This is a genomic window from Spirosoma aerophilum, from assembly GCF_054782495.1.
Genome location: NZ_BAAGSJ010000004.1, coordinates 815688 through 839786, shown reverse-complemented (window position 1 = coordinate 839786; position 24099 = coordinate 815688). Strand labels below are relative to the sequence as shown.

The 24099-nt window shown below is 48.5% G+C and carries 25 protein-coding genes; 22 read left to right on the top strand and 3 right to left on the bottom strand.

From position 1 onward, the window contains the following. The first annotated feature begins 84 nt into the window (after window positions 1-84). The 20 genes from ACYVK4_RS05410 (at window position 85) to ACYVK4_RS05315 (ending at window position 19363) form a co-directional block, all read left to right on the top strand. Complete coding sequence (locus ACYVK4_RS05410; protein ID WP_461126454.1) at window positions 85-3198, top strand: TAT-variant-translocated molybdopterin oxidoreductase; 3114 nt, start codon at window positions 85-87, stop codon at window positions 3196-3198. Between the two features lie 97 nt (window positions 3199-3295). After that, window positions 3296-4726: an NrfD/PsrC family molybdoenzyme membrane anchor subunit gene (gene nrfD / locus ACYVK4_RS05405; RefSeq protein ID WP_461126453.1), complete on the top strand. Its 1431-nt coding sequence runs from the start codon at window positions 3296-3298 to the stop codon at window positions 4724-4726. 81 nt (window positions 4727-4807) lie between these two features. Continuing rightward, a complete protein-coding gene (locus tag ACYVK4_RS05400; protein WP_461126452.1) occupies window positions 4808-5341 on the top strand; it encodes a DUF3341 domain-containing protein in 534 nt (177 codons plus the stop codon). Window positions 5342-5355: 14 nt separating this feature from the next. Then, window positions 5356-5967 carry a c-type cytochrome gene (locus ACYVK4_RS05395; protein WP_461126451.1) on the top strand — a complete coding sequence of 204 codons (612 nt, stop codon included), beginning with the start codon at window positions 5356-5358 and terminating at the stop codon, window positions 5965-5967. A gap of 74 nt (window positions 5968-6041) precedes the next feature. Continuing rightward, on the top strand, window positions 6042-7352 hold the full coding sequence (locus tag ACYVK4_RS05390) for a quinol:cytochrome C oxidoreductase (protein ID WP_461126450.1): 1311 nt from the start codon (window positions 6042-6044) through the stop codon (window positions 7350-7352). Between the two features lie 18 nt (window positions 7353-7370). Further along, window positions 7371-8492 carry a cytochrome c oxidase subunit II gene (locus ACYVK4_RS05385; RefSeq protein WP_461126449.1) on the top strand — a complete coding sequence of 374 codons (1122 nt, stop codon included), beginning with the start codon at window positions 7371-7373 and terminating at the stop codon, window positions 8490-8492. A 27-nt stretch (window positions 8493-8519) separates the two neighbouring features. Then, a complete protein-coding gene (locus tag ACYVK4_RS05380) occupies window positions 8520-10403 on the top strand; it encodes a cytochrome c oxidase subunit I (protein WP_461126448.1) in 1884 nt (627 codons plus the stop codon). Further along, entirely contained in the window at window positions 10378-11397 is a 1020-nt protein-coding gene (locus tag ACYVK4_RS05375; protein ID WP_461126447.1) for a COX15/CtaA family protein, read from the top strand. The genes ACYVK4_RS05380 and ACYVK4_RS05375 overlap by 26 nt, the downstream gene beginning before the upstream one ends. A 1-nt stretch (window position 11398) precedes the next feature. Further along, window positions 11399-12277: a heme o synthase gene (gene cyoE / locus ACYVK4_RS05370; protein WP_461126446.1), complete on the top strand. Its 879-nt coding sequence runs from the start codon at window positions 11399-11401 to the stop codon at window positions 12275-12277. Window positions 12278-12285: 8 nt separating this feature from the next. Then, window positions 12286-12876 (top strand): cytochrome c oxidase subunit 3, encoded by a 591-nt coding sequence (locus ACYVK4_RS05365; RefSeq protein WP_461126445.1) that lies wholly within the window; start codon window positions 12286-12288, stop codon window positions 12874-12876. A gap of 16 nt (window positions 12877-12892) precedes the next feature. Beyond that, window positions 12893-13690 (top strand): cytochrome c oxidase subunit 3, encoded by a 798-nt coding sequence (locus tag ACYVK4_RS05360; protein ID WP_461126444.1) that lies wholly within the window; start codon window positions 12893-12895, stop codon window positions 13688-13690. Window positions 13691-13702: 12 nt separating this feature from the next. Then, window positions 13703-14026, top strand: a complete 324-nt coding sequence (locus ACYVK4_RS05355; RefSeq protein WP_461126443.1) for a cytochrome C oxidase subunit IV family protein — start codon at window positions 13703-13705, stop codon at window positions 14024-14026. A gap of 3 nt (window positions 14027-14029) precedes the next feature. Beyond that, window positions 14030-14740, top strand: coding sequence for an SCO family protein (locus tag ACYVK4_RS05350; RefSeq protein ID WP_461126442.1), 711 nt, complete (start codon window positions 14030-14032; stop codon window positions 14738-14740). A 10-nt stretch (window positions 14741-14750) separates the two neighbouring features. Then, the gene (locus ACYVK4_RS05345; protein WP_461126441.1) at window positions 14751-15293 is read left to right on the top strand and encodes a DUF420 domain-containing protein; all 543 of its coding nucleotides are present in this window, start codon (window positions 14751-14753) and stop codon (window positions 15291-15293) included. Window positions 15294-15304: 11 nt separating this feature from the next. After that, the gene (locus ACYVK4_RS05340) at window positions 15305-15580 is read left to right on the top strand and encodes a hypothetical protein (protein WP_461126440.1); all 276 of its coding nucleotides are present in this window, start codon (window positions 15305-15307) and stop codon (window positions 15578-15580) included. 58 nt (window positions 15581-15638) lie between these two features. Then, a complete protein-coding gene (locus ACYVK4_RS05335; RefSeq protein WP_461126439.1) occupies window positions 15639-15908 on the top strand; it encodes a DUF983 domain-containing protein in 270 nt (89 codons plus the stop codon). A gap of 110 nt (window positions 15909-16018) precedes the next feature. Continuing rightward, on the top strand, window positions 16019-16618 hold the full coding sequence (locus tag ACYVK4_RS05330; RefSeq protein WP_461126438.1) for an RNA polymerase sigma factor: 600 nt from the start codon (window positions 16019-16021) through the stop codon (window positions 16616-16618). Beyond that, complete coding sequence (locus tag ACYVK4_RS05325) at window positions 16587-17516, top strand: hypothetical protein (RefSeq protein WP_461126437.1); 930 nt, start codon at window positions 16587-16589, stop codon at window positions 17514-17516. Before ACYVK4_RS05330 ends, ACYVK4_RS05325 begins: the two co-directional genes overlap by 32 nt. Beyond that, complete coding sequence (locus ACYVK4_RS05320) at window positions 17516-18535, top strand: outer membrane beta-barrel protein (RefSeq protein ID WP_461126436.1); 1020 nt, start codon at window positions 17516-17518, stop codon at window positions 18533-18535. The genes ACYVK4_RS05325 and ACYVK4_RS05320 overlap by 1 nt, the downstream gene beginning before the upstream one ends. 3 nt (window positions 18536-18538) lie before the next feature. Beyond that, complete coding sequence (locus ACYVK4_RS05315; RefSeq protein WP_461126435.1) at window positions 18539-19363, top strand: NAD(P)H-binding protein; 825 nt, start codon at window positions 18539-18541, stop codon at window positions 19361-19363. On the opposite strand, the gene ACYVK4_RS05310 is transcribed toward ACYVK4_RS05315, so the two are convergent. Both ACYVK4_RS05310 and ACYVK4_RS05305 read right to left on the bottom strand, forming a co-directional pair. Further along, complete coding sequence (locus ACYVK4_RS05310) at window positions 19358-20506, bottom strand: glycosyltransferase family protein (protein ID WP_461126434.1); 1149 nt, start codon at window positions 20504-20506, stop codon at window positions 19358-19360. The genes ACYVK4_RS05315 and ACYVK4_RS05310 overlap by 6 nt on opposite strands. Before the next feature lie 17 nt (window positions 20507-20523). Further along, on the bottom strand, window positions 20524-21342 hold the full coding sequence (locus ACYVK4_RS05305; RefSeq protein WP_461126433.1) for a UDP-2,3-diacylglucosamine diphosphatase: 819 nt from the start codon (window positions 21340-21342) through the stop codon (window positions 20524-20526). Between the two features lie 113 nt (window positions 21343-21455). Between ACYVK4_RS05305 and ACYVK4_RS05300 the strand changes: the two genes are divergently transcribed. Then, window positions 21456-22088 (top strand): acetyltransferase, encoded by a 633-nt coding sequence (locus ACYVK4_RS05300; protein WP_461126432.1) that lies wholly within the window; start codon window positions 21456-21458, stop codon window positions 22086-22088. A gap of 153 nt (window positions 22089-22241) precedes the next feature. Then, on the top strand, window positions 22242-22985 hold the full coding sequence (locus ACYVK4_RS05295; protein ID WP_461126431.1) for a TlpA family protein disulfide reductase: 744 nt from the start codon (window positions 22242-22244) through the stop codon (window positions 22983-22985). Window positions 22986-23065: 80 nt separating this feature from the next. Here the strand turns inward: ACYVK4_RS05295 and fcl are convergent, their stop codons facing one another. Beyond that, window positions 23066-24007 (bottom strand): GDP-L-fucose synthase, encoded by a 942-nt coding sequence (gene fcl, locus ACYVK4_RS05290; RefSeq protein ID WP_461126430.1) that lies wholly within the window; start codon window positions 24005-24007, stop codon window positions 23066-23068. Window positions 24008-24099 lie beyond the last annotated feature (92 nt).

Sequence of the window (24099 nt, the reverse complement as noted above, 5' to 3'; positions counted from 1 at the left end):
GTGTAAGACGAAAGGGAGTTTCTGATTTCCAATTCATTTCATCCTATACATTATTCATCTTAACCATTGCCGCATACAACACGCATGGAAAATACATCTAAACGGTATTGGAAAGGGGTTGAGGAATTACGCAATGACGCGACGTTTGTCAAGAACGCTAACAGCGAATTTGCTAATCCAGACCTGAGTGAATCATCGAACGACCTCGACGGTCTGCTCGGTGGCTCGAATACCCAACGCCGTGACTTTTTAAAAGTAATGGGCTTTGGTATGGCGGCTGTGTCGCTGGCTGCTTGCGAAGCGCCGGTTCACAAAGCCATTCCTTACATTAATAAGCCTGAGTTTACCTTCCCCTCTATTTCGGATTATTACGCGTCAACTTTCAGTGAAGGGGGCGATTATGCCGCCGTTCTGGTAGAAACCCGCGAAGGCCGTCCTATTAAAATCGAAGGGAATCCACAGTCGAGCATTACGAAAGGGGGTACAACCGCCAAGGTTCAGGCTTCTGTCCTGTCGCTTTATGACATCGACAAACTGAAAGGGCCGAAGCGGGGTGACGCCGATATCGACTGGGCTACTGCCGATAAGGAGATCGTTAACCAACTGAATGCCGTTGCAGCCAAAGGTGGTGCTATCCGGATCGTTACCTCAACGATCCTCAGCCCGGCAACGAAGGCGGTTGTCGCTGATTTCGTAGCTAAATATCCAACCGCGCAACACATCATGTATGATGCCAACTCGGTATTTGGTATCATGCAGGCCAACCAGGCGTCGTTCGGTAAAGCAGTAATTCCTTCCTACGATTTCAGCAAAGCTGAAACGATCGTTAGTGTTGGTGCTGACTTCCTGGGTACCTGGATTGCTCCCCTTGAGTTCATGGGCGCTTATGCCAAAGGCCGTAAGATTGGTGCCGTTGGTGGTGGCAAGAAAACGATGTCCCGCCATTACCAGTTCGAAACCGGTCTGTCGATGACGGGTGCCAATGCCGATTACCGTACCCCAATCAAACCATCGCAGGAAGGTCTGGTTGTTGCTGCTCTATACAATAAGGTAGCTGCTAAACTGGGCGGTACGGCTGTTAGCACTCCAGCCGTTACGGTTGCTGAGTTAGACAAAGCCGCCAACGATCTGGTTGCTTCGCGTGGTAAGGCTTTGGTCGTTTCCGGCTCCAATGATGTAAATGTACAGACGGTAGTTAACGCGCTGAACGGCCTGCTGGGCAACTACGGAACAACCATCGATATCAATACGCCGGTCAATTACCGTCAGGGTAATGACCAGCAAATGAACGCTTTCATCAATGCAGCGAAAGCTGGTCAGGTAGGGGCGGTTCTTTTCTACGGTGCGAACCCGGTATATGATCACCCACGTGGTGCTGAACTTGCTGAAGCATTACCCAAAGTGGCACTGTCTGTTTCTTTCGCCGATCGTGCAGACGAAACCGCTTCTTTATCGAAATACATTACCCCAGCTCCTCATTACCTCGAATGCTGGAACGATGCCGAGCCAAAAGCAGGATTTTATAGCCTGACTCAGCCAGCCATCACACTTATCTTCAAAACCCGTCAATTCCAGTCGAGTCTGTTGACCTGGGCTGGTAAGCCAGCGGATTATCAGGTTTACCTGAAAAACTTCTGGCGGACAACACGGTATCCGCAGGCAACCGGCTTTAGCTCGTTCGAAGCGTTCTGGGTACAGTCGCTGAACGATGGTGTATTCGAACCAAACAAAGCCGCTGTAACGGCGGGTGGTGCAACCTTCGCCGGTAACGTAGCACAGGCTGCTGCGGCCATTGCTCAACGATACAAGCCAACGACCGGTATGGAGCTAGCGCTGTACGAATCTGTTGGCGTAGGTACGGGTGCTATGGCAAATAACCCCTGGCTGCAGGAGTTACCCGATCCCGTTTCGAAAGCGTGCTGGGATAACTACGCTGCCCTTTCGCAGAAAACCGCCAATGACATGAAAGTGGCCCAGAATGATCTGGTCACGATTACGGTTAACGGCAAGTCTATCGAACTTCCAGTGCTGATTCAGCCTGGCCAGGCTGATAACACGGTGTCTATCGCCGTTGGATACGGTCGCGAGAAAGCAGGTAAATCAGCGAATGGCGTCGGTAAGAATGCTTATCCATTTGCTTCGGTCACGAATGGTAGCGTGAACTTTGCTTCGTTCACAGCTACTGTCGCCAAAGCAAGCGGTCGTCATGAAATTGCCCAGACACAAACCCACGATACCGTAATGGGTCGCCGGGCCGTGTTGCAGGAGTCGAAACTGGCTTCGTACCAGAAGAATCCAAAGGCAGGTCGTTATGAGCCCAAAGTGCAAACGTCAGTAGGGCCAACCGATCCAACCGATATTACACTCTGGAACGGTTATGGCAAGCCAAACCACTCATGGGGTATGGTCATCGACCTGAACTCCTGTGTTGGTTGCGGAACATGCGTAGTTGCCTGTAACGCCGAAAATAACATTCAGGTAGTTGGTCGCCAGGAAGTGCTTAACCGTCGCGAAATGCACTGGATGCGTATCGACCGGTACTACAGTAGCGATGCAGAGGCAGAAGACTTCTCGGCTCTGGAAGTAGCTTCGGCGAACCCTGAGGTAACGTTCCAGCCCATGCTTTGCCAGCATTGCAGCAATGCACCCTGCGAAACGGTATGTCCGGTATTAGCTACGACTCACAGTACGGAAGGTTTGAACCAGATGACGTATAACCGTTGTGTGGGTACCCGTTACTGCGCGAACAACTGTCCGTATAAAGTGCGTCGTTTCAACTGGTTCAAATATCACGACAACGATAACTACGATTATCACTTCAATAATGACCTGGGCAAAATGGTCATTAACCCGGACGTAACGGTTCGTTCACGTGGTGTAATCGAGAAGTGTTCTTTCTGCGTACAACGGATTCAGGAAGGTAAACTGACCGCTAAGAAAGAGCGTCGTCGGTTGGCTCCTGACGAAGTTCAGACTGCCTGTTCGCAGGCTTGTCCAACGGATGCGATCACATTCGGTGACATGAACAACCCGGAGAGCACGATTTCGAAAATCCTGTCGGTAGAACTGGAAGGCCGTGCGTTCCACGTGCTGGAAGAAATCAACGTGAGACCTCAAATCTCGTACCTGACCAAGATCCGGAACAAAGACGAAGAAGCGAAGAATAACGAAAACGCTCGTCAGGAATCGCACGCATAAATTAATTACAGATTACGCGGGTTGGTTTTAGAACAATCTGGGACTACAAAGCGTAATTTGTCTATCGTAAAACTTACATCGTAAATCAGTAAATTATATGTCGCATGTTACATCAGCCGTAAGAACTCCTCTCGTCACCGGTGGTAAAACCTACGCCGACGTGACGGAGGATATCAGCAGACAGGTTGAGGGAAAACCCACTCGTGAGTGGACGATTGCCTTTACCATTGCGGTAGTTGTGCTACTTTACGGAGCCGCCTGCGTATTCTGGACCTGGTGGGAAGGATTGGGCGTCTGGGGTTTGAATAAAACTGTTGGCTGGGCGTGGGATATCACCAACTTCGTATGGTGGGTAGGTATCGGTCACGCCGGTACGCTGATCTCGGCTATCTTGCTTTTGTTCCGTCAGAAATGGCGGACCGCTGTAAACCGGGCAGCTGAAGCCATGACCATCTTCGCCGTATTATGTGCAGCCAGCTTCATTCTGATGCACATGGGTCGGCCCTGGCTGGCTTACTGGGCGCTTCCGTTGCCTAACACGTTCGGTTCATTGTGGGTAAACTTTAAGTCGCCACTGGTATGGGACGTATTCGCCATCAGCACATACTTTACCGTATCGCTCGTATTCTGGTACATGGGTCTTATTCCTGACCTGGCTACCATCCGCGACCGGGCCCGGAGCAAAGTATCGCGTTACATCTACGGTGCGTTTGCCATGGGCTGGAATGGTTCGGCTAAGACCTGGGCTCGTTATGAATACATGAGCTTGATTCTGGCCGGTCTGTCAACTCCCCTTGTACTTTCCGTACACACGATCGTAAGTATGGACTTTGCTACCTCGGTTATTCCGGGATGGCACACCACGATTTTCCCTCCTTACTTCGTTGCCGGTGCTATCTTCTCCGGTTTTGCCATGGTGCAAAACCTGGTGCTAATTATCCGGGTCGTTTTCAAACTGGAAGATTACATCACCATCGAGCACATTGAGTCGATGAACAAAGTTATTACGCTCACCGGCTCTATTGTTGGTGTGGCTTACCTGACGGAGTTCTTCATCGCCTGGTACTCGGGTGTTGAATTTGAAAGCTACGCGTTCATCAACCGGGCAACCGGTCCTTACTGGTGGGCATACTGGGCCATGATGACCTGTAACGTAATTACGCCACAGCTATTCTGGTCGCGGGCTATCCGCCGGAGCATCGTCTGGACATTCGTTCTATCGGTCATCGTGAACATCGGTATGTGGTTCGAGCGCTTTGTAATTATCGTTACATCGCTGCACCGCGATTATCTGCCATCAAGCTGGGCCATGTTTCACCCAACGCTATTTGACATCAGCGATTACATCTTCTCGTTCGGTTTCTTCTTCACCCTGTTCCTGCTGTTCTCGAAATTCCTGCCGGTAGTGAACATGGCCGAAGTAAAAACGATCATCAAGTCGTCGTCTGAGAAGTTGCCGGTTTCGGTATCAGGAGTAGCAAAAGGGGAACGCGTCGCCAATCCGACGTTTAATAAAGACGTAGAATAAGATAGTTTTGGTTTGCAGTTCCCGGAGGATTGATGCGCAGGCAACCGGGAACTGCGAACGAAGCTGCAAACTGAATTAATCATGTCAGATGTAAATGGTAACGGTAAGTTCTTAGTCGGCATCTATGATGATGACGATGTAGTGCTCAGTGCCGTTAAAGAAGTTAAAGGAGCGGGCGTTCGGATTCAGGAAGTTTACTCACCATTCCCAATTCACGGGCTGGACGTTGCTCTTGGCCACCCCCGCAGTCGTTTAGGTATTGCGGCTTTCCTGTTTGGTCTTAGTGGTACACTTACCGCTCTGGCGCTGACGTACTACACAGAAGGTTTCGACTGGCCAATGATTGTTGGTGGTAAGGATTCCTACTCTCCTATAATCTATGTACCGATTATTTTTGAGTTGACGGTCTTGTTCTGCGCTCTGGGTATGGTAGGTACCTTCTTGCTTTCCAACGGCATGGGACCAACGGTCAAACCGTTAATGTATGACCTCCGGACAACTGATAACAAATTTGCTATGGCCATCGACCTGAGCAAAAACAACATCGGCGAAGGTGATATTGAGCAGATTTTGAGAAAATCAGGTGCTGCTGAAGTAAATATTAAGCAGTTCTAACGATCAGTATAAGGATGATAACTAAACATAAGAGTGTTACGGCACTAGCTGTTATCGGGTTACTCATTACGGGAATCTCCTGTAAACGAAGCCATGATGATACCGCAACTGTATATGCTCCCAACATGTATGAGTCTGTTGGGTATGAGCCTTACCGTCAAATACGTCCGAATACCATAAACGTAAAAGAGAACGGTCTGAACATGCGTTTACCGGCTCAGGGAACGGTTGCCCGGCCAAACTACCATACAACATTCGGGGAAGGTGCTAGTAAGACCACCGATCTGATGATGTACAATATTCCGGCAGACAGCATTGGAATCGCGGAGCGGGTGTTGACAAACCCAATCGCTGATTCAGAGAAGGCGCAGGCAGAAGGTCAATTGTTGTATACCCGCTATTGCAGCCATTGTCATGGGGCAACGGGCAAAGGGGATGGACCGGTTGCTGCCCAGTACAAAGGGGTTCCCAACTACTCGGCTGATGCGTATAAGACTATGAATGACGGGCATATATTCCACGTCATTACCCATGGAAAAGGCCGTATGTGGCCCCATGGTTCGCAAATCACACCAGAAGATCGGTGGAAGATTGTACAATACGTTCACAAACTCCAGCAAGGATAATTGACGCCGGAGGCAATGACAAGTTCTGGTCATAAGCTGCCTGGGTCTTTAAATTAATTGACAAACCAATAAGAATGGCATCGGCTCACGCAATACCGTCCTTAGACGAAGAATTTGAATTTACTGCGGCCTCCAAACGTCGGTTAATGATCGGTATTGGAGCCGGAGTCGCGTTAGTAGCAATTGGCGCATACCTGTTGGCTTCGGGTGTTGGATCACACGAAACGCACGCAGTAGCCCATGGCGCTGGAGCCCACGAAGCACACGGTGGCGGTCATCACGAATATAAGTGGACGAATCGCTTGTGGGCTAACGTATGGCTAAACGCTGTTTATTTTACGGGGGCTTCGGTTATCGGGATGTTCTTCATCTCGTATAACTATCTGGCGCAGGCAGGCTGGTCGTCAGCTTTCAAGCGTATTCCGGAAGCTCTTCCCGCCTTTTTACCTTTTACAGGCATTGCCATTCTGGCCGTGTTCTTCATTGCCGGACACGATTTGTTCCACTGGCTGAACCCTGCACTTTTTGATGCGTCGAGCCCTGAGTTCGATCCAATCATCAATGGCAAGAAAGGCTTTTTGAACATGCCTTTTTATCTGACGCGCATTATCCTCTATTTCGCTCTGTGGTATATGATGTGGCGTGTTATCCGTAACTACTCCCTACAGGAGGATCTGGAAGGTGGTACCGAATATTACGATAAGAGCATCAAGCTGGGTACGGCGTTCCTACTTGTGTTTGGTGTTACTTCATCGACCTCGGCCTGGGATTTCGTCATGTCGATCGATACGCACTGGTTCAGCACCATGTTTGGCTGGTATACACTGGCTAGCTGGCACGTAACCGGATTGGCGATCATCACACTGGCCGTTGTTACGTTAAAAGAGCAGGGTTATTTGAAGATCGTTAATGAAAGCCATTTGCACGATCTTGGCAAGTTTATGTTTGCTTTCAGTATCTTCTGGACGTACGTATGGTTTGCTCAGTTCATGCTGATTTACTACGCTAACCTGCCTGAAGAAACAATCTATTATCGCGAACGATTTAGTGGGTTTGGCGGGATTTATAAAGCGCCATTCTTTGTTAACTTATTCCTGAACTTCGTGTGTCCATTCCTTATTCTGATGACACGTGATGCAAAGCGTACTTACATTATTTTGAAGTTAGCTGCCTGGTGTATCATTATCGGCCACTACTTCGATTTCTATGTAAATATTATGCCGGGAACAGTAGGTGAGCACGCTGGTTTTGGTCCGATTGAATTCGGTATGATTCTCATTTTCGCATGTGGTTTTATCTGGAGTGTTTCCAGTCAGTTGACAAAGGCTAATTTGATTCCCAAGAATCACCCAATGCTAGTCGAGACACTACACCACGATATTTAATTTCCAATCCGTATAGAAATGGTTTATATAATCGCTTTATTATCGGTAATCTTCCTTGGATTGGCGGCTATGGTCGTCTCCAGGATGGGGGCAGTGGTTAAAAACGCAAGCGGGCCTGTTGCTGATGATCACATTGGCTTGAGCAACAAGATCAACGGGGCTATGTTTATGGTCTTCTTTATCCTTGGTCTAATTGGGGCTGTCTGGTCGTTTATGTATGCCCGGCAGTTTTTCCTTCCAGAAGCATCGTCTCCCCACGGTCGGCGGACAGATTTTCTGTTCTGGCTGTCGATGGCTATCATCACCGTTGCTTTTGTCATCACCAACGCGCTATTATTTATCTTCGCCTGGAAATATCAGTACAAAGAAGGCCGTAAGGCTTCCTACTATCCTGAGAACCACAAGCTGGAGTTGATCTGGACGGTAGTACCAGCCGTTGTCATGGCTATTCTGGTATTCACTGGCTGGCGTGCCTGGCGTGATATCATGTCGGAAGCTCCGGCTGATGCACAGGTGTTCGAAATTGTAGGTAAGCAGTTCAACTGGATTGCCCGCTATCCGGGTGTTGACAACAACAAGCTGGGTTCGTTCAACTACAAATTGATCGACAACAACAACGATACAGGTATCGACTACACCGACGAAGCATCTTTCGATGACTTTACCTCAACATCAGAATTACACATTCCTGCCAACAAGCCCATCCTGTTGAAAATCCGGGCTCGTGACGTATTACACAGCGTATTCATTCCCCACCTGCGGGTGAAAATGGATGCTGTGCCAGGTATGCCTACGCGTTTCTGGTTCATTGCCGACAAAACGACGGATGAGATGCGGAACATCACGGGTAATCCAGATTTTGGCTACGAGATTGCTTGTACTGAAGTATGTGGACAGGGCCACTTCTCAATGCGTATCCGCCTGATCGTTGAAGACGAAGCCTCATGGGCAGCCTGGTGTAAGCAGCAAAAGCCGTTGTTGACGTCGACTCCGGAATTAGCCGCTCGTATTCCTGCAAACTTGAAGGCAAAGGCAGCAAAATATTTACCGGCTGACGCTACAGCTGCTCCAAGTGACAGTTCTACGGCATTATTACCAAAAACTGGTGGAGTAACGATAGCTAGCGCTAAACTCCGTTAATATCTAAACTTACAACAAACCAAAACTATGGCGACTGTAGCAGATAACTCAGCGGTTGTGGCCCATGCTGTAGAGCATGACCATCATGAACCGCAAAGTTTTTGGCGCACGTATATTTTCTCCGAAGATCATAAAACGATAGCCAAGCAGTACCTGATCTCAGGTATCATTTGGTCGGTTATCGGTATCAGTCTTTCGGTGATGTTCCGTCTTCAGTTGGGTTTCCCCAATATGAAGTTGGGCTTCTTACGTCCAATTCTGGGGAACTGGATCAATGAGACCGATAAGCTTGACCCGGATTTTTATCTGGCACTGGTTACAATGCACGGAACCATCATGGTGTTCTTTGTATTGACAGCCGGTTTGAGCGGTACGTTCTCTAACTTCCTGATTCCTCTACAAGTAGGTGCCCGGGATATGGCATCGGGCTTCCTGAACATGTTGTCGTACTGGTTCTTTTTTCTGGCCAGTGTTATCATGTTCTCGTCGATGTTCATTGAAACAGGACCGGCTGCCGGTGGCTGGGTAATTTACCCACCACTGAGTGCCTTACCACAAGCGCACAAAGGATCTGAATTGGGCATGACGTTGTGGCTGGTGAGTATGGCCTTGTTTATCGTCTCGCAATTGCTGGGCGGTATCAATTACATCACAACCGTTATCAACCTGCGTACGCGGGGTATGTCGTTCAGCAAATTACCCCTGACCATCTGGGCGTTCCTGCTGACTGCTATCCTCGGTTTGATCTCCTTCCCGGTTCTTTTGTCGGCAGCTCTGCTGCTGATCTTCGACCGTAGCTTCGGAACCAGCTTTTATCTCTCTGAGATTTATATCAAAGGTGAGGCTCTTCCGAACGTTGGTGGTAGCCCGATCCTGTTCCAGCACTTATTCTGGTTCCTGGGTCACCCGGAGGTATACATTGTGTTGCTGCCTGCCCTGGGTATGACATCGGAGATCATTGCAACCAACGCCCGTAAGCCAATTTTCGGCTACCGTGCTATGATTGCATCCATGATGGGTATTGCGTTCCTGGCGTTTATCGTGTGGGCTCACCATATGTTCGTGACGGGTATGAACCCATTCCTGGGCTCTATCTTTATGTTCCTGACGCTGATCATTGCCGTTCCATCGGCTGTTAAAGCGTTTAACTACATCACGACACTGTGGCGTGGCAACATCCGGTTTACCCCGGCCATGCTGTTCTCGATTGGTCTGGTATCCTTCTTCATCTCGGGTGGTATCACCGGTCTGATTCTTGGTAACTCAGCTTTGGACATCCAGTTGCACGACACGTATTTCGTTGTTGCTCACTTCCACCTTGTGATGGGTGCTGCTTCAGCCTTTGGTTTGTTAGCAGGTGTTTATCACTGGTTCCCCAAAATGTTTGGGCGGATGATGAACGAAAAACTGGGCTATATCCACTTCTGGCTGACGTTCATCGGAATTTATCTGGTGTTCTTCCCAATGCACTATGTAGGTATTGCTGGTTTCCCACGCCGTTATTATGCATTCACCAGCTATGATTTCACGAAGAACATCTTCGCTGATATGAATGCATTCATTAGCCTGGCAGCCATCTTTACGTTCACGGCTCAGTGGATTTTCATCTACAACTTCGTTCATAGCCTGATCAAAGGACGTAAGGCAACGCAAAACCCATGGAAGTCGAATACACTGGAGTGGACAACACCCATTGTACCGGGTCATGGTAACTGGCCGGGAGAAATCCCCGCTGTGTATCGCTGGCCTTATGATTACAGCAAACCAGGTGCACAGGATGACTACATTCCTCAAAACGTGCCTTATTCTCAGACACCAGAGTCTAATCTTCCTCACGAGAATGAATTGATCAGTCTGGAAAAAGAGATCGAGGCACAAAACCTGAATGACCAGTTCAAACAGCCTCATTGATAAAAAAGAGCAGCGCTTCCGGAGCCTGGTATCTCTAACAGTAATCGTTATTTACTTGCTTGTTCTGGCAGGTGGTATTGTTAGAGGTACAGGCTCTGGAATGGGCTGTCCCGACTGGCCTAAGTGCTTTGGCCGTTGGGTCCCACCGACAGAAGTCTCCCAGTTGCCGGTAAACTATCAGCAGATTTACGGTGCCAAGTTGAAAGGGGAAGTAGAATTCAACGCTGTAAAAACCTGGATAGAATACGCCAACCGATTGCTGGGTGTTTTATCGGGTTTTCTTGTTTTTGCTACCCTGATCGCATCGATTTCCTACTTGAAAAAAGACAAGACCGTATTTTGGGGAAGCGTCAGTGCTTTTCTGTTGATAGGTCTAAACGGTTGGTTAGGCTCACGGGTAGTAGCCACTGAATTGGAGCAATATGTAATCACGCTGCATTTGCTACTCGCCATTTTGCTGGTATTTGCCCTGATTTTCGTCTGGGTTCGTTCCCGAAGTCCGCAAAACATGCCCGTTCTGGCAACGAGTGATTCTAAAAAGCTGCGCTCCTTACTGATTGTGGTTTTGCTCTTAACTATGGGTCAAATCATTTTAGGGGCTCAGGTACGGGATGTCTTGGACAGTGTGGTGAAACGCCTGGGATACGAACAGCGTGATAGCTGGATTAGCCAGTTGGATTGGCGCTTTTATGTGCACCGATCATTTTCTCTGATCATCTTCGCGTTCCACGTAGCAGTTATCTATCAACTGCGAAAGTTGAATAAAACAGGACAGTTAATTCAATTAACAAATCTGTTGATCGCGCTGGTAATAGCCGAAATTGGTACCGGGGTCGTCATGGCTTATTTAAGTGTTCCGGCTATCGCGCAACCTATCCATCTCGAATTAGCCATTTTAATGATCGGTTTACAATTTTCGATTTGTTTGCTTTTGACCCCTAAGCTTGCTATACCAAGTGGGATAAGCGAAGCGTCTCGATTAGTAAAAGCATAATATGGAAAAAGTACTGGCATCTGCCATCATCAACGAAAAAGGAAAAGCGTACATTGAATTAATAAAGCTAAAGCTTACACTCGCCGTTGTTTTTTCCGGTGTATTTGGCTACTGTCTGGCAACGGATCACGTCATCTGGTGGAAGATTGTAATTCTAACGATTGCTTCGATTAGCATCACAGGATCGGCGAACATCATAAACCAGATCATTGAAAAAGAGTCTGACAAACTCATGAAGCGCACGGCAGTTCGGCCATTGCCAACAGGTCGGCTCTCGGTAAATGAAGCGGCTGGGTTTGCGTTTATTCTCTTTGGCATCGGCTGCTACCTGTTTGTCGAATTCTTTAATGTTCGGGCGGCTGCACTGGCAGTATTGTCACTGTTGTTATACGGCTTTGTATACACGCCCCTAAAGCGAAAAGGTCAGATTGCTGTATTTGTTGGTGCCTTACCAGGAGCTTTTCCTCCGATGATTGGTTGGGTTGCTGCTACGAACCATTATGGCTGGGTGCCAGGTATCCTGTTTGCCATTCAATTTTTTTGGCAGTTTCCACACTTCTGGGCTATTGGCTGGCTCGCATTTGACGAGTACAAAAAAGCAGGTATTCAAATGATGCCGGGCGCGGGTAAGACCTCACAAACCGCCTTCCGGATAATGCTTTATACACTCTTCCTGATTCCTGTTGGTTGGTTACCTTTCTTACTGGGAATGACCGGAATATATTCAGCCCTGGTTGCTACCGTTGGCGGAATCTTGTTCCTGGCACAAACGTTTCACTTAATGAGAACCTGTACCGATAAAGCGGCTTTACAAATGATGTTTGGCTCGCTGCTTTATCTTCCAATCGTACAGATTGTTTACCTGTTAGATAAAGTATAACAACAATCATGAGTGAGTTAGTCAACGATATTTCAATTGTAGAGGAGCCGCAGGAAACGCTCTCCATGAACCCCCGCAAGTTTATCATGTGGTTGTTCATTGTCAGTATCATTATGCTGTTTGCGGCCATGACCAGTGCTTATTTGGTTCGCAGAGCGGAAGGGAACTGGCTGGAATATGACATTCCTTCTGTGTTTTCATACAGCTCAGTTGTACTGATTATTAGTAGTCTGACGATGCATTGGGCATACCTGGCTGCAAAAAAAGACAACTTTAGCAGTCTGAAAATAGCGATAACTATTACTTTTGCACTTGGAGCGGTCTTTTTGTACATGCAGTTCCAGGGTTGGGTTGAGTTAGTAAAAGAAAATGTCTTTTTCGTAGGCAATCCGGCGGGGTCATTCATGTACATTTTTACCGGTCTGCATGGCTTTCACCTGATCTCAGGTTTAGTTGTGCTGGTCTTCGCATTGATCGCTGCATTTAGGCTTCGTATTCACGGTAAGAGCCTGAACCAGTTGGAAATAGCGGCTACCTACTGGCATTTTTTAGACATTTTGTGGTTGTATTTGTTTTTCTTTTTAGTCTATTTTCATTGATAATCCTTTTAGACGCATGGCGGCTACTGTAACACACGATACCCTGACAACCGACTCGGAGCAAGTGTTCGACAAGAAAACCTGGATGGGTGGAGTTGAACCGATGAAAGTGAGCTACGGCAAGCTGATGATGTGGTTCTTCCTGATTTCGGATACGTTCACCTTCTCAGCATTGCTGGTAACTTACGGTTTGATCCGTTATAGCTACCCTGCCTGGGACCCAGCTGTTTTTGGTGAAGTATTTAAGTTTTCCAACATGTACTGGCCAACACCCGAAAAGGTGTATAACTCAGTACCGTTCCTGCATGGTGTTGATCTGCCCCTGATTTTTGTGGGTATCATGACCTTTATCCTTATCTTCAGTAGCGTAACGATGGTATTGGCCGTTGAGGCCGGTCACCGGATGGACCAGAAGGATGTAGAGAAGTATATGCTATGGACGATTCTGGGCGGTTTCACCTTCCTGGGAAGTCAGGCGTGGGAATGGAGTCACTTTATCCATGGTACAGAAACCGGTACAACCATTACTGAGCTGATCAACGGACAAAGCATCCAGCGTACGATCTTTGGCGCGAATCTGGTCGAAAACCAATATGGACCGCCTGCGTTTGCTGACTTGTTCTTCTTCATCACAGGTTTCCACGGAACCCACGTGTTTAGCGGTGTTGTCCTGAACATTCTGATCTTCTATCGGGCCGCAACCGGCTTGTATGCGCGTCGCGGTCATTATGAAATGGTCGAGAAAGTAGGTCTCTACTGGCACTTTGTTGACCTGGTTTGGGTATTTGTCTTTACATTCTTTTATCTGGTTTAATTACCCTGAGCTATGTCTGATCATTCACACGGAACCCACGAGGTTGGTGAAATTCCACCAGCTAATACAGGCCTTATCTGGCGCACGTTTTTCATTCTGTCGGCTATTACAGCCGTTGAATTTACGCTGGCTTACTTCATGAAAGCCGGTGGATTCAGAACATCAATCTTCGTTCTGATGACGTTGGTGAAAGCGTTTTATATCGTTGGTGAGTTTATGCACCTAAAGCACGAGGTGAAAAGCCTGATCTGGGCAATCGTTATCCCCGTTGTCTTTATCTTCTGGTTGCTGACAGCCTTATTAATGGAAGGCGGGTCGATATTTGAATTACGATAATCCATGACGGTCAATCGAAAAGCCGGGATCTTGCTTGTTACATTGCTGGTCCCGGCTTTGCTGTACATATTCCTTCGGTATGCTACCGAAAATCATTACGTGCTGCCGCGTTACTTACCCAAAATCGATTCGACGAAAGGCGAACCGCTGATGGGAAAAGTGAAGCTGGCAGATGGCAGCGAAGTAACGGATACGATCTATAACCATATTCCTGCGTTCAAGCTGATTGATCAGGATGGAAAAGTGGTCGATCAATCAATTGTCAAGAATAAAATTTACGTTGCCTCTTTCTTCTTTACGCGGTGTGGCACAGTTTGCCCCCGCATCTCATCCCAACTAACGCGGGTTCAGGATATTTTCAGGGCTAATCCGTCAATCGTATTTCTGTCGCATTCAGTCGATCCTGAACACGATCGTCCTGCTCAGTTGAAAGCGTACGCGAAAAAGTATGAAGCCATCCCCGGCAAGTGGTATTTCCTGACCGGAAACAAGGCTGACATTTATGATCTGGCCATGCACGGTTATTATCTGCCAACCGTAGATGCCGGCGTGAAGGACGGCAAGCCCGACGAAACTTTTATTCATAGCGAAAAGTTGGTATTGGTAGACAAAGAGGGCATTGTCAGGGGGTTCTATGATGGAACCAAAAAGGAAGATGTCGATCGCTTAGTCCTTGAGATTCGGATACTTCTGGATATTTACAGCAAAGAATAAATCACTGCATATGGAAGCATTACAGCCCGTAGAGGAACGGAAAGCCAACAGGGTTATCACAATCCTTTCGTTGGCTATTCCGATTGCCGTAGCCGTGTTATTGGGTATCCGGCAGAAAGTTGATTTAGGTAGCTGGACAACCTATCTGCCTCATATCAACGGCATCATCAATTCCATCACATCCGTGCTATTATTGATGGGGCTCTATTTTATTCGGCAGAAGAACATTGTGGCCCATAAGCGCGCAATGCTGGCTGCTTTTACCTTCGGTTCCCTGTTTCTGGTTAGTTATGTATTGTATCACTTAACCAACGAGTCAACGCCGTTTGGTGGTCAGGGATGGATAAGGCCGGTTTATTATTTCCTGCTGGTATCGCACATTGTTTTGTCAGTTGTTGTTGTATGGTTTGTATTGAGGGCTGTTTATTTTGCTTTAAGTGGACAAATAGCCCGCCACAAACAAACCGTTAAGTACGCGTTTCCCATCTGGCTTTACGTCAGTGTAACGGGGGTAATTGTGTATTTGCTGATCAAACCGTATTACATCCATTAACCAATACAAACATGAGACGTTGGAAAGTGTGGTTCATGGTAATAGCCTTACTGGCTGTTGCCCCCGATCTGATGGCGCAGTGTGCTATGTGCCGGGGTACCGTTGAGAGCACCGTGAGCAATGGCCGCAGCGTTATTGCCTCCGATTTAAATATTGGTATTGTTTATTTATTAATGATTCCATACCTCATTGTAGCGTCTATTGCTTATTTATGGTATCGAAACAGCAAACGTGAGTATGGAAGACGTCTCGAAATTGCAGGCCGCGTTAAAAGGGCTATGTCCTAGATGCAGGCAGGGAAAAATTTTTATTAAGCCCTTCTATTCGCCACGTGGGTTCGATGATATGTATGAGCATTGCCCACACTGTGGGCTGCGCTACGAAGTAGAACCGGGGTACTTTATTGGTGCCATGTACGTAAGCTACGCCATTTCGGGTGGTATTGCTCTTGTAATGGGCTTTCTGATCTTTTACCTCGGTGGTGACCCGGATGGCTGGGTGTATGCCGGTTTGATTGCGCCGGTCATGTTACTCATCGCTCCCATTAATTTTCGAATATCAAGAGTCATTTGGCTACATTACGTAGCCGGTATCAAATACGTAAAAGGGCTTTAACAGCCCTTTTTTTGTGGCTATACAGCAAGAAAAAATAATTGTATATTTTTTTCACCGCTCATGCAACCGCCATACTTTATCTTGCATCTACTCAATGAACCTAAACGAATATGCTGCGAATTATACCTTTTTTCACGACAGAAGCGCAATTGATCGTTGCCCTGAAGCGAGGTGAGAGTCGTGCGCATAAGGTCGTATATGAACGGTATGCCGGTAAAATGCTGGCCGTATGCACTCGGTACTGTGCCAACCGGGACGATGCCGAAGAGGTGATGCTGGATGGCTTCATGCGGGTATTCGAAAAGATCGATCAGTTCCGGGAAGATGGTAGCTTCGAAGGGTGGATCAGGCGTATTATGGTGACAGAATCATTGATGTTTCTGCGGAAAACAAAACAGTGGCGGCAGGAAATTGCGATTGACGAAGTAGCCGAAGAAGCGGATTATAGCTGGGCCGATGCTGCTGTAAATGAAAACGACCTGCTCCGGCTGGTCAATCAACTACCCGATGGCTACAGAACGATATTTAACCTCTATGCTATTGAAGGGTATGCACATGCTGAAATTGCCGAGATGTTGGGCATTTCAGAAGGCACGTCGAAATCACAGTTAAGTCGTGCCCGTATGCTGTTACAGGCAAATTTGAAAAAAATGGAACAGGACCTTCGGACCGTATCCTATGAAAAAACATACAGAAAAACAGCCAATTGACGAGCTATTTGCCCGCAGGCTTGGTAACATGTCAATGAAACCAAGTGCCGATGGGTTTGAGCGGTTACAGGCAAGAATGGGAAAGAATAAGCCGGAAGCAAAAATTGTCTTCTGGCAAAATCCGGTCATGCAACGCTATATGGCGGCTGCGGCTTGCTTGCTGCTGGTCAGCTTATTTGGATGGCTCTACTGGCCATCCAACGATGCAGCCAACCCAGGTCAAAACCAGGTAGCCGTAAATCGGTCAGGGCCATCTGTTGCTACAGCGGAAAAGACGAACGAAAAACATGACGTTCAGCCGGTAAAACCAAATGGAACGCCAGCGCTCGAAACAGAAACGCCAACTATTGATACAACGCCAGCCGATCAAATGGCGGTTGTTAATAACAGCGTAGAGAAGTCCATTAAAACGGAGACACGACCTGGTGGGCAAGTAGAACGAAGCAAAACGCTCAACATGCAGCCTGCCATGCCCGCTACGCCAATGGTGGCCCAAACAAAACCCGTTGAGCCGAAAGCCCAGGATGAGGCCGTTGCGCCAGTCGCTCCGGTCAATCAGACCAAAGCTGTGACGGAGCAACTCGCCGATAACAGACCCGTAACTAAGCCAACTCCGGCGGCAGAGCGTGTTCTGGAGGTAACCATTGCCGAACCCGAAGCCCTGGTTGCGGCCCGCCAGGCCGCTAAAACAGCCATAGAGACGAAAGCAATGGTAGCCCAAACCGAAAAGTCGGAGAAAGAGACCAAAACCGGGAGTTTGTGGCAGCAGGTGAAGCGGATAAAAAGTGGAGAGGTTTTCGCCCGGCAGGATAAGCTTACCGACGAGGAGGGTGGCTTGCTGGGTCGCGCCTACAGCGGTATCAAACATAGTTTGGAAAAAGATAAATCAGACAAGTAATGAAGAGTGTATTGCGCACCACACTAACAGTAGCCGGTCTGTTGACCGCCTTACTGACTCAGGCTAGACCAGTAAGCCCCACCGATTCGCTAGTGATCCGGTTTGCCAACCGCACGCGACTCGTCATCTACGCGCCGAATAAAGCCGGGATTCAAGCCCTGTCCAATTATGATCTGAATAAAATTGTCCGCGAGATGGGCATGAAGCTGGACTCCGTTCCCGGCGGTCAAACCCGAATTTCGCAGGACGGCGGTCAGTATTTGAAAGACACGGTTTTGGTCGTGACGAAGCAGAAAGACGGCGTAACCGTAGTGATCAATAGTTCGGAGGATACAACCAAAACGGCTTCATCGAAAAGGGACCAGACCGATCGGGATTATGAACGGTCGAGACGGAGAAAGCAGCATGATGGCGGAAACTTTGATTATAACCTAAGTATTGGTCTCAATACACTGGTGCAGCAGAGTGTCACGAGCTATCCCGAAGACAGTTATAATCTGAAGCCCATAGGGTCGCGCTATTTTGCGATGTCAGCGGGGGCCATGCCAACACTCATTCGAGGTAAATACGCGTCGCTGAAGCTATATTACGGTGTAGAGGTGGCCTGGAACAACTTTATGTTCGAAGACAATGTAATTGCCGAAAAAATAACACCCACTGGCATTGCGTTCACCAACGCGGGCCGGGAATTGCAGAAGAGTAAATTAACCGTGTGTACCATTGGGGTGCCCGTAGTGCCACGCGTAACATTCTACAACAGCGATGGCCGCAAGGTGTGCCACCTGGGTGTGGGCGGCTACGTGAACTACCGGCTCGACAGCTACCGGAAAATCAAGGAAGCTGACGGCGGCAAGGATCGTCGGCATTCGGATTACTACTTGAACAACGTCCGGTACGGGTTGGTCGCGCATCTGGGTATTCGGAGCTTCGATTTTTTTGCCAAATATGATATGAGTCCCTTATTCCAGGCTGGTAAAGGTCCCGACGTGAGAACCCTTACCTTTGGGATCGGTTTCTAAACTATGGCTCAAAAAACAGTTTCTATTCTTGGTTGTGGCTGGTTGGGGTTGCCCCTTGCTGAACAATTGATTCATGAAGGATTTACAGTAAAAGGCAGTACCACATCGGCCGAAAAGCTGCCGACCTTACGACAACAGGGTATCGACGCCCATCAACTGGTGCTAAACCCCCAACCCATTGGCGACCTGTCGGATTTGTTGCAAACCGATACGCTTGTCATCGATATACCCCCGAAAGCGGGTAAGTTGGGCGATGATTTTCATCCGGAACAAGTCCGTCAATTAGTTGAGGCCATTCGGAAATCAACGGTGGCACACGTAATCTATATCAGCTCAACATCAGTTTATCCCGAACGGAGTCAGCTTGCCGTTGAACAAAATGTAGCGACTGTAGAAGAGTCGGCGGCACCGGGTTTAATGCAGGCCGAGCTACTCGTTCAGCAGCTTTCAACGGAGCGTGCCGTAACCGTCATTCGATTCGGCGGGTTGATGGGGTACGACCGTATTCCGGGCAAATACGTGGCCGGCCGAACGGTGAACAGTGGCGATGTGCCCGTCAATTATATTCATCGCGACGACGCGGTTAGAATTCTATCCGCCATCATCAGTCGGCAACTGACAGGTACCTTCAATGCCGTTGCGCCGGAGCATCCAACACGGGAAGCCATCTATCGGAAAAGCTGCGCCGATTTCGAGTATCAACTGCCAACATTTACCATTCCTGACGAAGCGGTTCCGTACAAAATGATTTCGGTTGAAAAGCTGGTACAGGCAACGGCCTACAAATTTACCTACCCCGATCCGCTGCAATTTCACTATCGATTATGACCGCAGCAAATGCCGAACCCGCGTCGATAGAAAACTACCCGACGATGGTTTTCTCGTAGGTGTGATGGCTCGGTTAAGCGCTCCCAGGAATAAGAAGTACCCCTGCGCATACCAGGCCCGAAAGCGTTCGCTTACTTTCGGGTCGTGCTGAGGAAGGTAGTCCAGCAGCTGGTTAAGGTCGAAGCGATTGGATGCGATACCCACACCCGCCCGCTGACTGTCGATGGCGTTGCAGGCTTGCTCGTAATGGTTGGCCTGTGGAATCATCAGGGCAGGTTTCCCCAAATAAAGGGCTTCACAAACTGACTCGAACCCCGCTGTGGTCACGACCGCTTTGCTGCGCGACATAAAGTCCAGGTAACGTTTTCCATCAATGGCATGATACGTCAGGGTATCGTCAACAACTTGATCGGGGCCGGTGGCGTCAGCATGGAACGCATCCATACGAATATCGGGACGCTCCTGATGGGCTTTCTTCAACGCAACTTTCAGGCCGGGCTGGGTAACGTAGGCCAGCAGAAAGTTTCCGGCAACCGGCTTAAGCTCCGTAATTTCCTGACGCAGCAAAGGGGGGACCACCCGCAGGCGTTCTTTCGGTTCATTTACCTGTTTATCGAACGAAAGTGCCAGCAGTTCTGTAGCACCCAGGCACGTTAAGCGGGTATTGAACTTAAACGCCTGCCGATAGAACCACTGTCCTTTTGGGCGCTGAAAATCGGGGTGAAAAGCCATGTACTGGTGGGCGATACAAACCATAGGAACCGAGGGGCGAAGAAAGGCGTAGGTCATGCCGCCAAGCATCTCGTAGAAGTTAACGACCACATCGGGGCGCAGCGTGTCGATCTGGTCGCGTACCTGCTTTAAACTGCGCCAGAACGGCCGAAGGGTACGCAGCGCGTGTAGCGTCGTTTTGACGGGTTCAAGCGCATTCGTTCCGGCGTTATACACGAGCCCCGGACTAAACACCGGCACAATGGGCGCGGAGAATTTCTCGCTGAAGAACGTGGGCACTGCTCGTTCGGCCGTTACGCCAACCACGGCTCCCACAACCTTATGACCGGCCATGTGTAAGATCTGCGCCAGCGACAAGGCTTGTGTCAGATGGCCCCGGCCTTCTCCCTGTACTAAAAACAATACCCGCATGGTAAGAAATGAGTTGGCTAGATGAATAAAGTAGGATTCACGACCCGGTTGGTCTGATCAGGGGCTGGATTTGATTCAGCCTCATCGTCAAGGTCGGAGGTGTAGTAGAGCAGGCTCCAGTTGCCCTCATGATCTTCGACCAGCGCGCTGAGCGATTCAACCCAGTCGCCGGAGTTCATGTAAATAATCCCGTCAAATTCGTGAATGGCGGGCTGATGAATATGTCCGCAGATGACGCCGTGGCAATTCCGGGCGCGGGCTAGTTCGGTAAGTTTCTGTTCGTAATCGGAGATGTAGTTGACGGCCTGTTTTATGCGCGATTTCACTTGCTGCGACAACGAATAATAGGGGAGGCCCCGCCAGTTTCGGTACTGGTTATAAAACTTGTTGACCCATAACAGAAAGGTGTAGCCTATATCGCCCAGGTAGGCCAGCCACTTCATTTGAGACGTGATCGAATCGAAGACATCGCCGTGGGTAATGTAAAATTTCCTCTCTCCGGATGTCAGCGTGTAATCTTTCCGGATCGAGAAATTCCGTCCGACTTTGAGCGGCATAACCTGATCGAGAAAATCGTCGTGGTTACCGCGCAGATAGATAACTTTGGTATCGTAGTGAACGATTTGTTTTAAAACCGTTTTAAAAAAAGCGGTGTGTTTCTTTTTCCAGGTTCCGTACTGCTTCAGTTGCCAGCCGTCGATGATATCGCCGTTCAGAATGAGCTTCTGACACGAGTAGTTGCGCAGAAACTCGGTGGCTTCTTTGGCTTTCGATCCGGCACTACCCAGGTGGATATCTGACAGAACAATCGTGCGGAACTGCGTACTTGATTTCATGAACGAAACTACAGTTCAGCTGTTACGTATGATTTACCGCACTGTTACCAAATTGCCAATTTTATAAAGCTCTAAGACAGGGGCTTAACATTGACTTAATAAAATCAGAATAGATGGAAAATCCAGTGCTTATTTTCGGGGCCGGTAGCCTTGGTCTTACGGCTTTAGACCTGTTTCAGCGGAATAATGTAGTTGTATATGGTTTGCTGGACGATAACAAAGAGCTGCACGGAAAGGAGTTCAGTGATGTATCGGTACTGGGCGAAACGGATGATGATGGCTTCCTGAAACTCATTGGGCAGAAGTGCGAAGCTTTTGTAGCCATCAGCGACAGCCGTGTGCGGAAGCGGCTCGTTAAAATGCTTAACGAACGGCGGAAGGTGCAGCCCGTCAATGCCATTCACGACACAGCTACGGTATCCATTATGGCGGCTCTAGGTCACGGCAACCTGATAGGGGCTCGTGTGGTCGTGAATCCACTGGCTGAAATTGGCCAGCACTGCATCATTCAGACGGGGGCCATTATCGAAACCGGTGCCCGAATCGGCGATTTTACTCTGGTGGGTACCGGCAGCGTCATCAACAGTGGCGTAACCGTTGAAGAAGGTGCTTTTATTGGTACCGGGGCCACGATCATTGCCGGGGTGACAATCGGCAAAAATGCCCGGATCGGGGCCGGTTCGGTAGTCGTTGAAAATGTTGAAGCTGGCACCACCGTTTTTGGTAACCCCGCCAAAAAGATTTAGTGTATTCAACAAAGCGGTGGTGTATTCGTTTTTTCGATGGCGAATGCGCCACCGCTCCCCGATTAACAGAGCAACATAAAATGCGGGGCATCCTTGCGTTATTTGGGATACGCTGATTACTTGCGGGATAATCAACGTCATCTGTCAATACGTATGAAATTCCTTCTTTTTTGGATTTTGCTTGTGGGTGCACACGTAAGCACACATCCGTCTTTGTTCGCTCAAGCAGTCAGTATAGGCATGGGGTCTATCCGGCAATCCAGGCGAATTGACGAAAACACACGAATAGTTGATAAGACCAGTGGTAAACAGCTTTCGTACAAAGCGTATCAGGAGTTAATAAACAATGATCGATATGGCTATCATCTGGAGCCGATTATTGATGGAAACGGCCAGCCCAGCGCCTATACAATTCGGCCTACCACGCCGGAAGAGAGAGAAACACATAGGTTCAGCACCTTCAACACGTCACTGCGACCGAAAGTAGGCCAGCCAATGCCTGAGTTTGCCATGAAGGGCATTGACGACAAGTTATACCGATTATCCGAGTTGAAAGGTCGTGTCATTCTGCTTAGCTTCTGGATCAGTCTGGCAAAACCTTTCTGGGGGCCTAATCAGGCAAAATCTTTCGCCAACGTTTTGCGGCCTTATCAATCGGAAACCGACCCTATTTCGCTGGGTATCTTGCAGGAGTCGAAGGAAGTAATCGACAACGTGATGACTACGGAGACGCTGCCGTTCATTCCCATCCCCAACTCATACGGCTTCAACCAGAAGTTTCAGGTGACCACCGGGCCAAGCTTTATTGTAATTGACCGGTTAGGTAAGGTGGCCGCTTTCATCGAGGGATCGAATTATGATCAGCTACAAAAAGTATTGCGGACAGTGAGCCAATAAAAGAAACAAGCGGAGTACAGGATTTACCAATTGAGCAGTAAACCCTGTACTCCGCTTGTTTCTTTTCTATTGTAATGGACTTACTCTACATATAAAACTTCGTTCGTCAGGAAGTCCTGATAGGTGCGTTCCAGGCCGTCTTTCAGCTCAGTGGTGTGTTTCCAGCCCATGTTGTGGAGTTTGGATACATCCATCAATTTTCGGGGCGTACCGTCGGGTTTATCGGTATTCCAGCGCAGTTCTCCCGTAAAGCCAACGGTTTCTTTGATCAGTTCCGCTACCTCGCGGATGGTTACGTCTTCGCCGGTGCCGATATTGACAAACAGGGCGTCGTTATAGTTTTCCATCAGGAAGAAACACGCGGCTGCCAGATCATCGGCATGCAGGAATTCGCGCTTTGGAGAACCCGTTCCCCAAACTTCAACCGTTGGCTGGTCATTTACTTTGGCCTCATGGAACTTCCGGATCAGGGCAGGCAATACGTGAGAGCCCTGCAAATCGTAATTGTCATTCGGGCCGTACAAATTGGTAGGCATGGCCGAAATAAAGTTGCAGCCATATTGGCTCCGATAGGCCTCGCACAGCTTGATGCCGGTGATTTTCGCAATGGCGTAAGGCTCGTTGGTTTCTTCGAGATAGCCACTTAACAAATACTCTTCCTTAAGCGGCTGGGGGGCCAGTTTAGGGTAGATGCAGGATGAGCCTAAAAACAACAGCTTCTTAACCGCTGACTGATACGCACTATGTATGATATTTGCTTCAATCATTAGGTTGTCGTACAGGAATTCGGCACGATAGATGTTGTTAGCCAGAATACCACCTACTTTGGCTGCGGCCAGAAATACGTAGTCGGGTTTTTCCTGCTCAAAAAAGCGGGAAACGGCAACCTGATTGCGCAGATCTAATTCCGATGAAGTACGGGTGATAATATTGTCGAAGCCTTCGGCCTGAAGTTTGCGAACGAGGGCCGAACCAACCATACCCCGGTGTCCGGCAACATAAATACGAGCGTGTTTTTCCACAATGTCTGGAGATAAACTTAACCGCTGGGAAGAGAGACGGTCGGGTAGATAAAATAATAACGCTTTAGAAAGCGTTGCAAAAATAACAAACT

What these genes read in the sequence shown, in the direction of transcription:
- ACYVK4_RS05410 (WP_461126454.1), top strand. Translation starts at nt 85, where the DNA reads ATGGAAAATACATCTAAACGGTATTGGAAAGGGGTTGAGGAATTACGC.
- nrfD (WP_461126453.1), top strand. Translation starts at nt 3,296, where the DNA reads ATGTCGCATGTTACATCAGCCGTAAGAACTCCTCTCGTCACCGGTGGT.
- ACYVK4_RS05400 (WP_461126452.1), top strand. Translation starts at nt 4,808, where the DNA reads ATGTCAGATGTAAATGGTAACGGTAAGTTCTTAGTCGGCATCTATGAT.
- ACYVK4_RS05395 (WP_461126451.1), top strand. Translation starts at nt 5,356, where the DNA reads ATGATAACTAAACATAAGAGTGTTACGGCACTAGCTGTTATCGGGTTA.
- ACYVK4_RS05390 (WP_461126450.1), top strand. Translation starts at nt 6,042, where the DNA reads ATGGCATCGGCTCACGCAATACCGTCCTTAGACGAAGAATTTGAATTT.
- ACYVK4_RS05385 (WP_461126449.1), top strand. Translation starts at nt 7,371, where the DNA reads ATGGTTTATATAATCGCTTTATTATCGGTAATCTTCCTTGGATTGGCG.
- ACYVK4_RS05380 (WP_461126448.1), top strand. Translation starts at nt 8,520, where the DNA reads ATGGCGACTGTAGCAGATAACTCAGCGGTTGTGGCCCATGCTGTAGAG.
- ACYVK4_RS05375 (WP_461126447.1), top strand. Translation starts at nt 10,378, where the DNA reads ATGACCAGTTCAAACAGCCTCATTGATAAAAAAGAGCAGCGCTTCCGG.
- cyoE (WP_461126446.1), top strand. Translation starts at nt 11,399, where the DNA reads ATGGAAAAAGTACTGGCATCTGCCATCATCAACGAAAAAGGAAAAGCG.
- ACYVK4_RS05365 (WP_461126445.1), top strand. Translation starts at nt 12,286, where the DNA reads ATGAGTGAGTTAGTCAACGATATTTCAATTGTAGAGGAGCCGCAGGAA.
- ACYVK4_RS05360 (WP_461126444.1), top strand. Translation starts at nt 12,893, where the DNA reads ATGGCGGCTACTGTAACACACGATACCCTGACAACCGACTCGGAGCAA.
- ACYVK4_RS05355 (WP_461126443.1), top strand. Translation starts at nt 13,703, where the DNA reads ATGTCTGATCATTCACACGGAACCCACGAGGTTGGTGAAATTCCACCA.
- ACYVK4_RS05350 (WP_461126442.1), top strand. Translation starts at nt 14,030, where the DNA reads ATGACGGTCAATCGAAAAGCCGGGATCTTGCTTGTTACATTGCTGGTC.
- ACYVK4_RS05345 (WP_461126441.1), top strand. Translation starts at nt 14,751, where the DNA reads ATGGAAGCATTACAGCCCGTAGAGGAACGGAAAGCCAACAGGGTTATC.
- ACYVK4_RS05340 (WP_461126440.1), top strand. Translation starts at nt 15,305, where the DNA reads ATGAGACGTTGGAAAGTGTGGTTCATGGTAATAGCCTTACTGGCTGTT.
- ACYVK4_RS05335 (WP_461126439.1), top strand. Translation starts at nt 15,639, where the DNA reads ATGTATGAGCATTGCCCACACTGTGGGCTGCGCTACGAAGTAGAACCG.
- ACYVK4_RS05330 (WP_461126438.1), top strand. Translation starts at nt 16,019, where the DNA reads ATGCTGCGAATTATACCTTTTTTCACGACAGAAGCGCAATTGATCGTT.
- ACYVK4_RS05325 (WP_461126437.1), top strand. Translation starts at nt 16,587, where the DNA reads ATGAAAAAACATACAGAAAAACAGCCAATTGACGAGCTATTTGCCCGC.
- ACYVK4_RS05320 (WP_461126436.1), top strand. Translation starts at nt 17,516, where the DNA reads ATGAAGAGTGTATTGCGCACCACACTAACAGTAGCCGGTCTGTTGACC.
- ACYVK4_RS05315 (WP_461126435.1), top strand. Translation starts at nt 18,539, where the DNA reads ATGGCTCAAAAAACAGTTTCTATTCTTGGTTGTGGCTGGTTGGGGTTG.
- ACYVK4_RS05310 (WP_461126434.1), bottom strand. Translation starts at nt 20,506, where the DNA reads ATGCGGGTATTGTTTTTAGTACAGGGAGAAGGCCGGGGCCATCTGACA.
- ACYVK4_RS05305 (WP_461126433.1), bottom strand. Translation starts at nt 21,342, where the DNA reads ATGAAATCAAGTACGCAGTTCCGCACGATTGTTCTGTCAGATATCCAC.
- ACYVK4_RS05300 (WP_461126432.1), top strand. Translation starts at nt 21,456, where the DNA reads ATGGAAAATCCAGTGCTTATTTTCGGGGCCGGTAGCCTTGGTCTTACG.
- ACYVK4_RS05295 (WP_461126431.1), top strand. Translation starts at nt 22,242, where the DNA reads ATGAAATTCCTTCTTTTTTGGATTTTGCTTGTGGGTGCACACGTAAGC.